General features: G+C 56.8%; 13 protein-coding genes. 8 read left to right on the top strand and 5 right to left on the bottom strand.

Features of this window, described 5'->3' with window-relative positions; genetic code table 11:
* Nucleotides 1–171: 171 nt before the first annotated feature.
* Together DXH95_RS07065 and DXH95_RS07060 are read left to right on the top strand one after the other, a co-directional pair.
* Entirely contained in the window at nucleotides 172–1,356 is a 1,185-nt protein-coding gene (locus DXH95_RS07065; protein ID WP_115548676.1) for a Ppx/GppA phosphatase family protein, read from the top strand.
* Nucleotides 1,357–1,359: 3 nt separating this feature from the next.
* Nucleotides 1,360–2,046: an RlmE family RNA methyltransferase gene (locus DXH95_RS07060; protein WP_115548675.1), complete on the top strand. Its 687-nt coding sequence runs from the start codon at nucleotides 1,360–1,362 to the stop codon at nucleotides 2,044–2,046.
* Here the strand turns inward: DXH95_RS07060 and DXH95_RS07055 are convergent, their stop codons facing one another.
* The 3 genes from DXH95_RS07055 to DXH95_RS07045 all read right to left on the bottom strand — a co-directional run bounded on the left by DXH95_RS07055 (nucleotide 2,047) and on the right by DXH95_RS07045 (nucleotide 6,989).
* The gene (locus tag DXH95_RS07055) at nucleotides 2,047–2,859 is read right to left on the bottom strand and encodes a DsbA family protein (RefSeq protein WP_115548674.1); all 813 of its coding nucleotides are present in this window, start codon (nucleotides 2,857–2,859) and stop codon (nucleotides 2,047–2,049) included.
* A gap of 52 nt (nucleotides 2,860–2,911) precedes the next feature.
* On the bottom strand, nucleotides 2,912–4,285 hold the full coding sequence (locus DXH95_RS07050) for a M48 family metalloprotease (RefSeq protein WP_115548673.1): 1,374 nt from the start codon (nucleotides 4,283–4,285) through the stop codon (nucleotides 2,912–2,914).
* A 112-nt stretch (nucleotides 4,286–4,397) separates the two neighbouring features.
* On the bottom strand, nucleotides 4,398–6,989 hold the full coding sequence (locus tag DXH95_RS07045) for an Rne/Rng family ribonuclease (protein ID WP_115548672.1): 2,592 nt from the start codon (nucleotides 6,987–6,989) through the stop codon (nucleotides 4,398–4,400).
* Between the two features lie 500 nt (nucleotides 6,990–7,489).
* On the opposite strand from DXH95_RS07045, the gene DXH95_RS07040 reads away from it, so the two are divergent.
* From DXH95_RS07040 to DXH95_RS07020, 5 genes are all read left to right on the top strand, one after another.
* Nucleotides 7,490–8,422, top strand: a complete 933-nt coding sequence (locus DXH95_RS07040) for an N-acetylmuramoyl-L-alanine amidase family protein (protein ID WP_420822288.1) — start codon at nucleotides 7,490–7,492, stop codon at nucleotides 8,420–8,422.
* Between the two features lie 55 nt (nucleotides 8,423–8,477).
* Nucleotides 8,478–10,208 carry a DNA polymerase III subunit gamma/tau gene (locus tag DXH95_RS07035; RefSeq protein WP_420822287.1) on the top strand — a complete coding sequence of 577 codons (1,731 nt, stop codon included), beginning with the start codon at nucleotides 8,478–8,480 and terminating at the stop codon, nucleotides 10,206–10,208.
* The gene (locus DXH95_RS07030) at nucleotides 10,205–10,540 is read left to right on the top strand and encodes a YbaB/EbfC family nucleoid-associated protein (RefSeq protein ID WP_115548671.1); all 336 of its coding nucleotides are present in this window, start codon (nucleotides 10,205–10,207) and stop codon (nucleotides 10,538–10,540) included. Before DXH95_RS07035 ends, DXH95_RS07030 begins: the two co-directional genes overlap by 4 nt.
* 117 nt (nucleotides 10,541–10,657) lie before the next feature.
* Nucleotides 10,658–13,057: an endopeptidase La gene (gene lon / locus DXH95_RS07025; protein ID WP_115548670.1), complete on the top strand. Its 2,400-nt coding sequence runs from the start codon at nucleotides 10,658–10,660 to the stop codon at nucleotides 13,055–13,057.
* 284 nt (nucleotides 13,058–13,341) lie between these two features.
* The gene (locus tag DXH95_RS07020; RefSeq protein WP_115548669.1) at nucleotides 13,342–13,614 is read left to right on the top strand and encodes an HU family DNA-binding protein; all 273 of its coding nucleotides are present in this window, start codon (nucleotides 13,342–13,344) and stop codon (nucleotides 13,612–13,614) included.
* Between the two features lie 140 nt (nucleotides 13,615–13,754).
* Here DXH95_RS07020 and DXH95_RS07015 read toward each other — a convergent pair whose 3' ends face one another.
* Nucleotides 13,755–14,006, bottom strand: coding sequence for a hypothetical protein (locus DXH95_RS07015; protein ID WP_115548668.1), 252 nt, complete (start codon nucleotides 14,004–14,006; stop codon nucleotides 13,755–13,757).
* A gap of 172 nt (nucleotides 14,007–14,178) precedes the next feature.
* On the opposite strand from DXH95_RS07015, the gene DXH95_RS07010 reads away from it, so the two are divergent.
* Nucleotides 14,179–15,591 carry a M20/M25/M40 family metallo-hydrolase gene (locus DXH95_RS07010; protein ID WP_115548667.1) on the top strand — a complete coding sequence of 471 codons (1,413 nt, stop codon included), beginning with the start codon at nucleotides 14,179–14,181 and terminating at the stop codon, nucleotides 15,589–15,591.
* 6 nt (nucleotides 15,592–15,597) lie between these two features.
* Here DXH95_RS07010 and DXH95_RS07005 read toward each other — a convergent pair whose 3' ends face one another.
* Entirely contained in the window at nucleotides 15,598–16,014 is a 417-nt protein-coding gene (locus DXH95_RS07005; RefSeq protein ID WP_115548666.1) for a hypothetical protein, read from the bottom strand.
* Between the last annotated feature and the right edge of the window lie 10 nt (nucleotides 16,015–16,024).

Here is a 16,024-nt window from a genome sequence, read left to right as displayed (position 1 = left end):
TGTGGAGCGGGCAATTAGGCAGCGTTCCTTGGCCTGTCAATCGCAGACTGACCCCTGCTGTGTCGGTTTCGTCTAAAAACTTGAATATTTGGGCAATCTCCGTTATCTCCTTCGTCAAGTACTGCGCGGTAGCATCCGTTTGCGGATAGAAAATAAGAAGTGAGCACGGCCATGGGCGAAGAATTCGCACCATCGTCGCAGTTGGATGGACGGGGAAAAACGGCCGCGAAAAGGGGCCGGAAAAAATCCAAAACCGCTCCGACTGCAAAGACGCAAGACGCATCCCGCAAGGGGAATGACGCACGCGCACATGCCGCAACATTAGATCCACAGCCCGAAACCTCCAGCGCCCAGCCCAAGTCCGATACGCGCAGCCCCTGGCTGGGCAAGACGGCTTATGCTGCACTCGATCTGGGCACCAACAACTGCCGCCTGTTGATCGCGCGAGCCGCAAATGACGGCTTTACCGTGGTTGATGCCTTTTCGCGCGTTGTGCGGCTAGGTGAAGGGCTCAACTCCACTGGCAAGATGAGCGAAGCGGCGATGGACCGCGCGATTGAGGCGCTGTCTGTCTGCGCCGACAAGCTCAAGCGTCGCAATGTCGTCCTAGCCCGCTCGGTCGCAACCGAAGCGTGCCGTCAGGCGCTGAACGGCGTTGAATTTATCGAACGCGTGAAGCGTGAAACGGGCATCGTGTTGGATGTCATCAGCCCCAAGGAAGAGGCCCGCCTCGCGGTCATGGGATGCCATGCGCTGCTCGAGGAGGGGGAGGGGCCCGCGATGATTTTCGACATTGGTGGCGGTTCGACCGAACTCGTGCTGGTATCGACCGACGGGGTGGTTCCTGAAATCTTGGACTGGGCCAGCGTCCCCTGGGGCGTTGTGTCGCTGACCGAAAGTGAGGCGCACCGTGGCGATGACGAGCAGTCGTTGCAGGAAACCTACGCTGCTATGCGCGACAAAGTTCGGGATAGCTTCGCCGAATTTGCCGCACGCTTGCCCGTGGGGCAGGGCGACCATCGGCTGATGGGGACATCCGGCACGGTAACGACGCTTGCGAGCGTTTACCTCAACCTGCCCAGCTATGACCGGCGGCAGATTGACGGGCTGCACCTGCCAACTTCTGCCATGCGCGAAATCAGCCAGACACTAGCCAGCCGGACGCCGAAAGGGCGCGCTGAATTTCCGACCATCGGTCACGAACGCGCCGATCTCGTGGTGGCTGGGTGCGCTATCTTGGAAACGATATTTGACATCTGGCCTGGGGAACGGTTGGGCGTTGCCGATCGCGGTATTCGCGAAGGTATATTGCGCGCGCTAATGGCGAGCGATGCCGGCCGCCGGAAACGGCGGTAACCGATGGCGAAATTCACCTTTGGCGGCAACAGTTCGGGGCGTAGCGCCGTGGGTAAGGAACGCGTCAAAACCTCGAAACGGCGTAGCCCGCAATCCGCGCGATGGTTGGAGCGCCAACTGAACGATCCCTATGTCAAACGTGCGCAAGCAGAGGGCTTTCGCAGTCGTGCAGCCTATAAGCTGATCGAACTGGACGAGAAATTCCATTTTCTTAAAGGTAAGAAAGCGGTTGTCGATCTGGGCATTGCGCCGGGTGGATGGGCGCAGGTGGTGCGGCGTAGGCTGCCTTCTGCAAAAGTTTCCGGCATTGACCTTTTACCGGTCGATCCGATCGAAGGCGTGACTCTGTTTGAAATGGATTTCATGGATGACCGGGCTCCGGATTTATTGGTCGAGGCACTTGGGCAAGTGCCCGACCTTGTGATTTCCGACATGGCGGCCAATACCGTCGGGCACAAACAGACCGACCATTTGCGAACCATGGGGCTGGTCGAAGCTGCAGCGCATTTTGCAGTCGAGGTGCTAAAACCAGGCGGCGATTTTGTTGCCAAAGTCTTTGCCGGTGGCACCGATCCGGAGTTGCTTGCTATCTTGAAAGCCAACTTCGCCACAGTCAAACATGCCAAGCCACCCGCAAGCCGTAAAGGATCGGTCGAATGGTATGTGGTAGCGCAGGGGAAAAAGGGTTGATCAGCCTTTTTTACGGGCTTTTTCAACAGCAGCTTTCAACGCATCATAACCCAACGCTCCTTCGAGCATCTGGTCTCCGATGATGAAAGTCGGCGTGCCGTTGAAGCCGATCTGCTGCATCATGGCGAGATTACGCTCGATTTCGGCGTTCACTTCCTGCGAGGCAGCATCCTTTGCGGCCTGATCCATGTTTAAGCCTGCTTTGCGTGCCGCAGCTGTGATGGTTTGTTCGTTGGCAGGGCCTGAGGCAAACATGGCATCGTGAAACGCTTTATGCTTTCCCTGTTTCGCGGCGGCCAGCGCCCAGCGCGCGGCGTCGCGACTTGTCGGGGAAAGTATGGGCAGTTCGCGATAGACGATCCGGACATCCTTTTCGCTACCGACCAGGCGATTCAAATCCGCAACGCTTGATCGGCAGAAACCGCAATTATAGTCGGTAAATTCAACCACAGTTATCGCGCCTTCGGGATTGCCGCCGACTGCCCCCAGGAACGCCTTTGTAACCGTGCTGCCAGCCGCATCCATGCGCTTTGCCATCTCGCGTTTTTGCAGGATTTCGACTGCTTCGGTAATGATCTCAGGGTTTTCAAGGATATAGGCGCGCACAATGGCTTCGGTGGCGGCGCGTTCCTTGTCGCTGACCCCTGCGGCTGAAATCGCCCTTTCAGCGTCTTGCGCTGCGTATATGGCCTTGTCACCGCGTATCGCAGGTTCGTTGTTTGCAAAGAAGTAATAGCCTGCCGCGGCCAATATCGCGGCACCAACGAGGACGAGAATCAGGGGAAGGCGGTTGCTGGTCTGTTGATCGTTCATGTTGATGGCGTAGCGACTTTGCGTCTTGCAGGCTATCCCATTTGGTAGCGGATCAGCGTCTGCGTTTGTCCAGTTTCTGCACTTGCGCTTCCGCCACCAATTTAATGTCCTGCGCCCTGATCCAGTCGTGCGAATATTCCGGCAGACCGGCCATGGCTGTCGCCGCATTGGGCAGGGCCAGTTGTGGCACGCCTTCCATCAGATAGCGCTCTGCGCTGGCGAGGGCTGCCCGAGGCTCATCACCCAGCGCCTGATAGACAACGCCCAATTGGTACCAGGCAAAGGGGTTGTTATTATCCTTGGATACAGCCGCCTTCAGTACCTTTTCGGCTTCCTGCAAGTTGGAACGGTCTTCGGTCGCGAGCAGCGCATGGCCAAAAACAGCGGCAATCAAAGGCTGGTTTCCTGTCAGATCGACGGCCTTGCGCAGGGACGAGAGCGCCTCTGCGGGCTTTCCTGATTCGAGCAGGATCTGGCCGTGCAGTTCAAGAAAATAGGGGTCATTCGGATTTTTGGCGACCAGTGTATTAGCCTCCTTAAGTGCCTTGTCCGGATATGCGGCTTTATGCCACGCATAGGCCCGTGCATAATGGCCTGCGATGCTTGAATCGCTTTCCGGATAGTCACGCAGCGTCGAATTGGGATCTTCGATGTAACCAAGCAACTTGGCCCTGACGCGCTTGAAATCAGCTTCCCATTTTGGGTTTAGCGGGGCGTTCCAGGCCGGGTCGGCCTTGTACGTATCTTCCAACACCGAAATACGCTCGCCCGACAAAGGGTGCGTGCGATCATAACTATCGGTCTGCGCAATACCGAGGCGGAATTCATAATTCTGCAGGGTCTTGAAGAAGTTGATCGACCCACGTCCGGATATTCCGGCTGCTGAAAGATAGCGCGCGCCCGAAGCGTCGGCGACGCTTTCCTGTACACGGCTAAAGGCGAGGAATTTGCCGAGAGCGGCCTGCTGACCTGCGGCCATGATACCCATGCCTGCTTCCCCGGCACCAGCGGCGATGGCCGCTGCCGCCAAGATCAGGCTCGCGATTGATATCGTCCCCGCCTTTTCAAAGCCTTCGCTGTAGCGGATGACGTGCCCGCCCTCGATATGGCCCAATTCGTGGGCGATTACGCCTTGGACTTCGTTGGCGGTTTTTGCTGCCTGGATGAGGCCGCTGTGCAGATAAACGGTTTGACCGCCAGCGACGAAGGCATTGATTGATCGGTCGTTGATTAGGACGACATCGACGTTGGCTGGATCGAGCCCTGCGCCCCTAATCAGCGGAGCGGAGATTTCATCGAAAAAGGCTTCGGTTTCTGCGTCGCGCAATATCGATTGCGCATTGGCAGGTTGCGCGACCAGCGAGATCGCCAACAATGCGCCAATGAAGGCACGTCCAACATGTTTGAAACGACTGAGTGCGCCCATAGACGCCCGTTGGGGCTTGCGGGATGAACCGCTGCTGAAGACTCCCGGAGAACGCCACCAATGGCTCACCCGTTTCGGGTGGATCGGCGAACTGTTCTCCGGGTTTGTCACATCAACCAAAGGTGCGTTGCCACCAACCCTTGCGCGGCGAACCATCCTCATTCTGGCCTGCGTCGGCTGAGACCGAATCACCTTCAGGTTCAGCAGTCTTTGCCGCTGATTTACGGGCACGCGATTTCGGTTTCGGAGCTTCGCTTGCCGCTTCTGCTTCTGCTTCGACCGCAGTTTCTGGCGTTGCTGCAGCTGCTTTTTTGCGGCTGCGCGGTTTTGCCGCTGCCTTTTTCGGCGCTTCTGCTTCTGCTTTGGCTTGCACTTCAGCTTCAGGCGCTAGCTCGGCAGTCTCAACTGGCTCCGCCTTAGCCCGCGTCCGCCTTTTGGGCTTTGCAGGTGCTTCTTCTGCCGGCGCATCGACTTGCACGGCTTCGGATTCGGTTGCTACTGCACCATCATCGGTTGACGTTTCGGCTCTGGCCTTGCCACCACGCCCGCCGCGACGGCTGCGTTTTGGCTTCTCGGATACTTCGCCGTTATCGACTATTTCCTGCGCTACAGGTTCATCGCCTTCGGTGCGAACTTCAGATTCGTCCGTTTCTTCACCCTCGGTTTCACGGTCGCGATTGCGACCGCCACGCCGTCCGCGCCGACGACGCTTCCTGCGGCTGTTGCGCTCTTCGCTGTCGTCGCGCCGGGCCGGGGTTTCCACATATTCCTCTTCGATTTCTTCGTCGACAATATCTTCTTCATATTCGTCTTCGTCGGCGTCGATGATTGGAGCCGGAATGGCTGGGCGTTCGGGCCGCGGGCCCGATGCCGTGACGGTCATCTTCGCGCCTTCAACTTCACCATTCGGTAAAACTTCGACGCGAACATGGTAACGATCCTCGATTTCGGCAAGCTCGCTACGCTTGTTGTTGAGGATGTAGATTGTCGCTTCCTGGCTGGCCTGCAGCGTGATCTGGCTGCCATGGCCGCGGGCGGCCTCTTCTTCGATGAGGCGAAGCGCCGAAAGGGCCGAGGATGATGCCGTACGTACCAAGCCTGTGCCTTCGCAATGCGGACATTCGCGAGTGGAGGCTTCGAGCACGCCGGTGCGCAGACGCTGTCGGCTCATTTCCATCAGCCCAAAGCTCGAGATGCGTCCAACCTGAATGCGGGCGCGATCATTCTTTAGTGCTTCTTTCATCGCACGCTCGACTTTTCGGGCGTTCGAATGGTGGTCCATGTCGATAAAGTCGATGACAATCAGGCCCGCCATATCCCGAAGGCGCAACTGCCGGGCGATTTCGCGCGCAGCTTCCAAATTGGTTGCAAGCGCGGTCTGCTCGATGCCGTGCTCTTTGGTTGAACGGCCAGAGTTGATGTCAATCGAAACCAATGCTTCGGTCGGGTTGATGACGATATAGCCGCCGGACTTCAACTGCACGACCGGTTGGTACATGGCATTGAGCTGGTCTTCCACGCCGTGGCGCTGGAACAGCGACACCGGGTCGGAATAATGCTGCACGCGCTTTGCATGGCTCGGCATCAGCAGTTTCATAAAATCTTTTGCTGCTTTGTACCCGTCGGCACCTTCGACCATGACCTCGTCGATATCCTTGTTGTAGATATCGCGGATGGCACGTTTGATCAGGTCGCTGTCGGTGTGGATGAGCATTGGTGCCGCACCTTTTAGCGTGCGTTCGCGGATCTCGTCCCAAAGCCGTGCGAGATAATCAAAGTCGCGCTTTATCTCGGGCTTGGTGCGCGCAAGACCGGCGGTGCGGATGATGCAGCCCATGGTTGCGGGCAGCTTCAGGTCGGACATGATCGACTTGAGCCGCTTCCGGTCGGTTGCGCTGTTGATCTTGCGACTAATACCACCGCCATGGCTGGTATTCGGCATAAGCACGCAATAGCGGCCAGCGAGGCTGAGATAGGTGGTCAACGCGGCGCCTTTATTGCCACGCTCTTCCTTCACGACCTGAACCAGCAATACCTGACGCCGATGGATGACGTCCTGAATCTTGTAACGGCGACGCAGGTTCATACGCTTGGCGCGTACCTCGTCACTGGCTTTGGCTAAGCTGCTGCTGCGTCCACCACGTCCACGACGACGGCGGTTGTTGCGTCCACGCTGCTGACTTTCGCCATCCTCGTCTCCATCGCCGGACTCTTCGGATGTCTCGTCAATTTCTTCGCCATTGACGTCGAGATCGGGTTCTTCACCTTCAGAGATGTCGATTGTGTCGATACGGTCATCGCTCTCGACTTCGATGAAATCGCTGTCTTCGCTGTCATGTGCAGCGGAGCGAATGATGTTGCCGGGTTCGTCTTCTTCGTCCTCTTCCTGCTCGCGCAGGGCGGCTTCTTCGGCAGCCGCCGCAGCTTCTTCAGCCAACAGGCGTTCACGATCCTCTTTCGGGATCTGATAATAGTCGGGGTGGATTTCGCTGAAAGCCAAGAACCCATGGCGGTTGCCACCATAGTCGACAAAGGCTGCCTGCAGCGATGGTTCGACGCGGGTGACCTTGGCTAGATAGATATTGCCTTTGAGCTGTTTGTGCTCGGCAGATTCAAAATCAAACTCCTCGATCGTGTTCCCAGTGACGACGGCAACGCGGGTCTCCTCCCGATGCCGCGCGTCGATAAGCATGCGCGTTTTCATTGTTATAACTCCAGACCGCTACATCGCGCCGATGGGGCGCATGATTGCGGTTCAATTTTCTTGTATGATTGAAGGCGACCATCGGGGAGTGAAGATAAGCTCCATCAGCCTCAGAACGGTAACCGGATACGACTGCGTCTGCTGTATGGGCACCGCGGGCGCTATTTGCGCGGGCGTAATTTGCCGCCAACACACCGAACCCAATGGGCGCGGCGGAAGGGGAAATTTCATGCATCATGCAGCATCAACCTGTTAAATAACCGGAAACAATTGATTTCCGGTGCTCTTCTGGCTTTGCCGGATACGGCATTGGCCAGTGGTATAGACTGCTAGCACCGCTTGCCGACATCGGCAAGCGTTCGCGACAATGATGCATCACAGCATCATCACCTGATCGCCAAATCCTCTCTGCCTTTCGATGCCCGGCATCGTTTCAATTTTGAAAAACGTGCTTTTTGCGAGTGTTCGACAAATTCGGCTGGACGGAAGCGACGCAAAAACTGCATATCGGGGCAATGATGTTTGCTGCCATCGCTTTGTTCTCGGCATTCGCCGTTCAACCCGTCATGGTAGCTGACAAGCAATTGTTCGAGCCGACCGCAAATATGCGCACGCGCAACGAAATCCTGCAATCGAGCCACTTCCGTTCGGAACCACCCAAAAGGCGGTATGAAGTTACGGCTCCGATTGGCAAGGGTTCTGGCAAAGGGCTTCCCAAAATCCACGGTCCTGCGGACTCCCGGTTACCGCTGGTCGTGCTCGACGCCGGGCATGGGGGGCATGATCCTGGCGCGATTAGTCCCCATAGTGGAAAACGCGAAAAAGATGTGACCCTGGACATCGCCCTCGCAATCCGCGATCAATTGGTGGCGACGGGACGCGTCCGGGTTGCGCTGACCCGAGACGGAGACGGCTTTCTGGTGCTGCAGGACCGCTATGGAATTGCGCGACGGTTAAAGGCCGATTTGTTCATTTCCATTCATGCTGATGCCGCTGAAAACGAGGATGCGCGTGGCGGAACTGTGTATACGCTGTCCGAGGTCGCTTCTGACCGCGAGGCGCAAAGGCTAGCTGCCCGCGAGAACAAGGCTGATATTATCAATGGCGTCAATCTGGGAGGGCAGGACACAGAAGTGTCCTCTATTCTGATTGATCTGACCCAGCGCGAAACGATGAACGTTTCTGCCAGCTTTGCCAAATTGCTGCTGCGGGAAGCCAAGCCCAATATGGTGTTACGTGGAAATTCCCACAAATTTGCTTCGTTCATAGTGTTGAAGGCCCCCGATACGCCATCAATCCTGTTTGAAACAGGATATATCAGCAATCGGGAAGATGCGGAGTTTCTGGCATCCCGCGAAGGACAGGCAAAGATTGCGCGTTCGGTTTCGTCGGCAGTGCAGTCGCATTTTGCGCGACGTCTCGCCGGCAATTGATTTGCGCAGCAATTAGCCCTTCGACAAAAGCGCCGCGCCGTCCTATTCGATGGCTATGGACGATTCACTGATCGAGACTGCCCCGGAGCGCGATCCGGACATGCCCGACGATGCGCTCGGGCTCGGTCTTGCTCCGGTTGCACCACCTATCGCGACGGCAACGCCATACCGCGTGCTCGCGCGCAAATATCGTCCGCAGAATTTTGCCGAGCTAATCGGCCAGGATGCGATGGTCCAGACACTGGGTAACGCAATAAAGCGCGACCGGTTGGCACACGCCTTTTTGATGACGGGTGTACGCGGGGTTGGGAAAACCTCGACTGCGCGCTTGATTGCCAAAGCGTTGAACTGCATCGGTCCGGACGGCCAGGGCGGGCCGACAATCGATCCCTGCGGAAAATGTGAGCCGTGCACGGCAATTGCTGAGGGGCGCCATATCGATGTCATCGAAATGGATGCCGCCAGCCATACCGGTGTCGACGATGTCCGCGAAATCATTGAAGCAGTGCGCTATGCTGCGGTTTCGGCGCGGTATAAGATTTACATCATCGACGAAGTGCACATGCTATCGAAAAACGCGTTCAATGCATTGCTGAAGACGCTTGAAGAACCCCCCGCGCATGTCAAATTCCTGTTCGCCACGACCGAGGTGAACAAGGTTCCGATAACGGTGCTATCGCGGTGCCAGCGGTTTGATCTGAAACGAATTTCTGTCGAAAAGCTGACCACACATTTTGCCGAAGTTTGCGGCAAAGAAGGTGTGATGGCGGATGGTGAAGCATTGGCGCTTGTCGCGCAGGCTGCCGAAGGCTCGGTACGCGACGGGCTCTCAATTCTTGACCAGGCGATAGCCCATGCTGATCTTGACGGCGACGGCGTGGTCAGCGCGGCGCAGGTGCGCTCAATGCTCGGGCTGTCTGACCGCTCAGCCGTCCGGCGGTTGTTTGGATTGCTGCTGGCCGGCGAAGCGCAAGCAGTATTGGAGGAAGCCAAGCGCCAATATCGTCTAGGCGTTGAGCCCGCCGCTACTTTGGCTGGGCTGCTGCGCGAAGTGCATCTGGTAACACTGGCGAAAATTGGCAGCCCTCACGATGCGACCCTGCCCGAAGATGCGCGCGAACAGATTGATGGCTGGGCCGACAAGCTGTCCTTTCCGGTGCTCCACCGGCTTTGGCAGTTGCTGCTGAAAGGCCATGATGAAGTTGCGCGTGCCAGCCTTCCACTCGAAAGTTGCGATATGGCGCTTTTGCGCGTGCTGCACGGCGCCAGCATGCCCGACCCGGGTGAGCTTGCGCGCCTCTTGCAAAATGGACCCGTGCCCACGCCGGTTGCAACGGCGCCGCAGATTTCAGGTGAGTCCTCCGCTTCAACTGTAAGCACGTCCGCATTGCCTGCGAGTTTTGCCGCATTGGTGGCGCATCTGGACAAGAGCGGCTTTGTGAATCTCGCCGCGACGATGCACGACGTAATGCGGGTGGTTGCTCATGCGCCGCCGGCGCTGCGATATCAGCTTGCCGGGCCGGTTCATCAGGGCTTTCTGACCGAGTTGCGCGAAGCATTGTTCCGCGCCACTGGCGAGCGTTGGGATGTCGAAGAGGCGGAAGGTGATGCGCAACCGACATTGCTGGAATTGGAGCGGCTGCAAGAGGCGCAAGCCAATCGTGAGATACTCGAATCCCCGCTGGTGAAAGCCGCGCTCGACGCCTTTCCCGATGCGGAAGTTAGTGTAGAAGGCCGCTTGATCTCTCCCGACAGGCAGGCTGAGGTTCGGAGCTTAAGAGCATGAAAAGCATTGAAGATATGATGAAGGCCGCACAAGAGGCCGCACAAACCATCCAGAAGCAGATGGAAGAAGCGCAAGGTAAGCTGGACACTATCGAAGTCGAAGGTGTTTCGGGCGGTGGTCTGGTAAAGGTTCGGGCATCCGCAAAGGGCCGGATTATCGGGCTGTCCATTGATGATAGCCTGATCGTCCCATCGGATAAACAGATGCTGGAAGATTTGATCGTGGCCGCCTTCAATGACGCGCGAGAAAAGGCAGACAGCGCGAGCAATGCCGAAATGGGCAAGATGACGAGCGGCTTGCCGCTGCCTCCCGGCTTCAAACTACCGTTCTAACCCTGCCTTTTGCACAGGAAATTCGGGCAATTGCGCGTGGCGCTGTTGAAAGACGCGAAATCCGGCTCATATTGAGAGCAAGTTACCGCGCCGCCTTTCGGTGCGGTCGGAGTGTCTATGACTATATCTTTGCCCCTGTTGCCGTTGCGCGACATTGTTGTTTTCCCCGGAATGGTCGTGCCGCTATTTGTCGGTCGCGACAAATCGGTCGTTGCGCTTGAAAAAGCGATGGCGGCGGACAAGGAGATTTTCCTCGTCGCCCAGCTCGATCCCGCTGAAGACGATCCAGATTATGACGATCTCTATACGGTCGGCGTAACTGCGACGATAATGCAGTTGCTGAAATTGCCCGACGGCACTGTCCGGGTACTTGTCGAAGGAAAACAGCGCGCGAGCCTGTTGCGTTTGCACAACCGTGCCGCCGACTATGTCGAAGCCGAAGTAGAGGCCATGACCGACGCGGCCAGCGACGGTCCTGAAACCACTGCCTTGATGCGTTCGGTGATCGAACAGTTCGAGCAATATTCGAAGCTCAACAAGAAAATGCCTGCGGAAACCGCAATACAATTGGCCGAAATCAGCGATGCGGCGCAATTGGCGGATGCCGTTGCAGCCAATATCAACCTGAAGGTTGCGGACAAGCAGTCGTTGCTGGTTGAAGCTGATCCGCTCAAGCGTCTCGAAATGGCCTTTGCCTTCATGGAAGGCGAACTGGGCGTGCTGCAGGTCGAAAAGAAAATTCGCGGCCGCGTGAAGCGCCAGATGGAGAAATCGCAGCGCGAATATTATCTCAACGAGCAGCTGAAAGCGATCCAGCGTGAGTTGGGTAATGGGGATGAAGAGGGCGGCGACGAGCTCGCCGAACTGCAGACCAAGATTGATACGCTGAAGCTTTCGAAGGAAGCCAAGGCCAAGGCGCAGGCCGAAATGAAGAAGCTGCGCAGTATGGCGCCTATGTCGGCCGAAGCGACCGTTGTGCGCAATTATCTCGACGCATTGCTTGGCGTGCCATGGGGCAAGCGTTCCAAACTGAAGCGCGATATCGCCAAGGCGCAGGATATTCTTGATGCTGACCATTTCGCTCTCGAAAAGGTCAAGGACCGGATTATAGAATATTTGGCCGTACAGGCGCGTACCAACAAGTTGAAGGGGCCGATCCTGTGCCTCGTCGGCCCTCCCGGCGTGGGCAAGACCTCGCTTGGCAAGTCGATTGCCAAGGCAACCGGGCGCGAATTCATCCGTCAGTCGCTGGGCGGGGTTCGTGACGAAGCCGAAATCCGCGGGCACCGCCGCACCTATATCGGTTCGATGCCTGGCAAGATTGCGTCTAACCTGAAAAAGGCCGGGACGATGAACCCGCTGTTCCTGCTCGACGAGATTGACAAGCTTGGTCAGGATTTCCGGGGTGATCCGGCGTCGGCGCTGCTTGAAGTGCTTGATCCTGAACAGAACAACAAGTTCAACGATCACTATCTGGAAATCGACCTCGATCTGTCCGACGTGATGTTCGTGACCACGGCGAACAGCATGAACCTGCCGCAGCCTTTGCTCGACCGTATGGAGATTATCCGGCTCGAAGGTTATACCGAAGACGAGAAGCTGGAAATTGCCAAACGCCATCTGGTTGAAAAACAGGTCAGCGCACATGGCCTGAAGAAGGGCGAGTTTGACGTCAGCGATGATGCTCTGCGCGACCTTATCCGGTTTTACACGCGTGAGGCAGGCGTTCGGACATTGGAACGCGAGATCGCGAAACTGGCCCGCAAGGCGCTGCGCCGTATTCTGGAAGGCAAGACCAAGAGCGTTTCGGTGACTCCCGAAAATCTTGCCGAGTTCTCTGGCGTGCGCAAATATCGCCACGGCATTGGTGAAGATGAAAATCAGATCGGAGCCGTAACCGGTCTTGCCTGGACCGAGGTTGGCGGTGAACTGTTGACCATCGAAGCCGTCACGGTAGGTGGCAAAGGCCAGATCAAGACAACCGGAAAGCTAGGCGAAGTGATGAGCGAGTCGATTCAGGCAGCTCTATCCTATGTAAAGGCGCGCGCGCCCAGCTATGGTATCAAACCTTCGATCTTCAACCGCAAGGATGTCCATATTCACTTGCCTGAAGGGGCAGTGCCCAAGGATGGACCATCGGCTGGCATTGGCATGGTGACAGCAATTGTTTCGACATTGACCGGAATTGCCGTGCACCGTGACGTCGCGATGACCGGAGAGGTCACGCTGCGCGGACGTGTGCTGCCGATTGGTGGTCTCAAGGAGAAACTATTGGCTGCGCTGCGAGGCGGGATCAAAACGGTGCTTATTCCGCAGGACAATGAAAAGGATTTGGCCGAAATACCTGCCAATATCAAAGAAGGGCTGGAGATCATCCCGGTAACACATGTCGACCAGGTTTTGGCGCGTGCGCTTGTTGCGCCACTTGTGCCGGTTGAGTGGACCGAAGCGGACGAGCTGGCTGCCTTGCAACCACCCGCACCTGCATCTGCAACAGGGGCTACGGTCACACACTGAAAAGCACATCTGCCAAATTGGTGGAACAGTGCAGGGCGCGGCGTCATTTGACGTCGCGTCCTGCGCCATTTTTGGCGGTGTTTTTGTTTCGCTTACCGTCAGTTACATTCGATTTGGCGCAGTTATCGACAGATTATCCATCAATTCGCCGAAAAGCGCGGTTTCTGGCCGATTTTTCCTTTGACAGTAGGCGCTTTCTGCTCCTTATTCCCGCTCCGGCCCAGCCGCGATTCCATATCCGGAATTGGTCTAGAATATTCACTTGAGAGGGGGATCCCGATACTATGAACAAGAATGATCTCGTCGCAGCCGTTGCAGATGCAAGCGGCCTCAGCAAAACCGATGCAGGCAAGGCAGTGGAAGCTACCTTTGACGCCATCACAAAGGCGCTCAAAAAGGGTGGCGAAGTTCGCCTCGTTGGCTTCGGCACCTTCGCTGTTGCCAAGCGCAAGGCTTCGACCGGTCGCAACCCGCGCACCGGTGAAGAGATGAAGATCCCTGCTTCGAACCAGCCCAAGTTCAAGGCTGGCAAGGCACTCAAGGATGCCGTGAACTAAGTTTCATACGCATTCGCGAAACAATTAAGGCGGAACCCTGGGTTCCGCCTTTTTTGTTGCCCGACATTGGCGCCCAAACAAAAAGGCCCTGCTGCATTTGGATTGCAGCAGGGCCTTTTGCTTGGGGAAGATGGGAGGGGTTAAGCCGCGCGCAGGCGACCAAAGGCGAAGGCCTGTTGCTCGGGATGCGGCTCCAGTTCGTTGACAACAACGAGGCGCAGACGCTGACCTGTGTAGCGCACCGTGCCCAAATGAATGACGCGTTCGACGGGGGAACCCTGCATAGCCACTACCTGTTCGATACGATCCCATTTTTGTGCCAGCGTCAGGAGGATGGCATAGGCCGACAACAGGAAGGCGACAGCGAATAGGGTTGCAGCGATGAATGACATTTGATCCTCCGAATCACTTGGTATTTGGCTAATGTTCTATATATGTTCCATTGTGTCAACTGGAAATTTTTGCTGACTTGGAATGCCTGACTGGGTGGGAGAAGTTTCACCGGTTGAACTATGCGGTCTTGGCAGATAGCCTGTGCCGCAACACTGGAATGGGGAGGGGTAAATGGGCACTTCAAAATGGATGCTGGCTGCGGGTTTGGCGACCATGGCTACCGTGGCGGTATCGGCGCAACAACTCCGCCCCGATCAAACGGCGTTTCGCGAGCTCTATGCCGAACTAGTCAACACGAACACCGCCTATTCAAACGGCAGTTGCACTATCGCAGCCAATCAACTGGCCAAACGCATGCACGATGCCGGGTTCACCAAGGACGAGGCCAAGGTGATCGTTGTCCCGGGTTATGAACGTGAGGGCAATCTGGTTGCTGAGTATAAGGGAACGTCCAAGATGTTAAAGCCAATGCTGCTGTTGGCCCACATAGACGTTGTCGAAGCCAAGCGCGAAGACTGGACGAGGGATCCGTTCACGCTGGTGGAGGAGGATGGATTTTTCTATGCGCGCGGGGTCGCTGATGACAAGGTGCAGGCCGCGATTTGGGTCGACAGCCTGATCCGTTTCAAAAAGGCAAGCTTTAAGTCCAAACGTACAATCAAGCTGGCCGCAACTTGCGGAGAGGAAAGTTCGAGCAAGGCACTTAATGGTGCCGAATGGCTCGCGCGCAACATGCCTGAAACGCTATCCGCCGAATTCGCATTGAATGAAGGCGGGGGCGGTCGGCTCGATAAGAATGGCAAACCGCAATTTCTGGCAATCCAAGTCGGCGAAAAGGCGAACCGGATATTCGATCTGGAAGCAACAAACCCCGGTGGACACAGCTCTGTCCCGCGCCCCGACAATGCGATCTATGATCTGGCCGAAGCCATTGTGGCGGTAAAGCGGCTCGGATTTCCGGTGCAGTTGAACGACACGACGCGGGCATTTCTGACGCAGATGGCGCCAACAGCACCCGCTGCCGGACAAAAGGCGATTGCAGACCTGCTGGCTGATGAAAGCAATGAGCAGGCTGCCGCTATCCTTTCAGCCGACCCTGTACTGAATTCTACTTTGCGCACCACATGTGTGGCCACGATGCTGGATGCCGGCCACGCGCCCAACGCGTTGCCACAGCGGGCGAAGGGTGTCGTCAATTGCCGTATCGTGCCCGGTATGAGCACCGAAGATACGCAGAGCGCTATTGAAAAGGCCATTGCCAATCCGCGCGTTGAAGTCAGTCTGCGCAAGCCGCATCGGCCGATGGCGGTACCACCGCCGCTCGACAAGCGCATTCTTGATCCGGCAATCAAATTGGCGGGGGAGGTTTTTCCAGGTGTCCCGCTCGTCCCCACAATGTCTACCGGGGCGACCGATGCGACAATGACCGCGCTGATCGGCATTCCAACCTATGGCATTCCGGGTATCTTCTACGAAGCTGATGGCGGTGGCGTGCACGGATTGAATGAACGGTTGCGGGTCAAATCGGTTTATGACGGTCGCGATTATCTGCACCGGCTGGTGCAGATATATGCAGACAAATAAACCGGCTTAGTTCGCGTCAATCGTTCCGCGTCGGGCGGCGAACCATTCGCGCAGCATAGCCTGTGTGCAGCCCGTAAAGCCGCCTGTGCCGACCACCGAGCAACTGTTCGGCCGCATGACGCGCGCGGAATCGTCCAAACTTTCGACCGCTGATGTCCACGACTGGCTGGCGGTCGCTTCTTCCTCACCTTTGCGCAGTTCCTTTGGAATACGATAACGGTCGCCTTCCGGCGCTGTTGCGCAAACGACGATCTCATCGGGGTCGGAGGCGTCGGGGCATATTTCTTCGCCGAAAGTGACCAGAAAGGAAATCTTCTCGGGCAATGCAGATGCGCTTCCCTGCGGTAAATCGTCAGCTTTGGCTGACCAACCCAGAACCAGCAGGGGCAACAGGATCGGCAGGGTGTATGTTTTCCGGATCACAGGAACTTTC

Source organism: Sphingorhabdus pulchriflava, assembly GCF_003367235.1.
Lineage (GTDB): Bacteria > Pseudomonadota > Alphaproteobacteria > Sphingomonadales > Sphingomonadaceae > Sphingorhabdus_B > Sphingorhabdus_B pulchriflava.
This window is presented reverse-complemented; position numbering and strand designations above follow the sequence as displayed.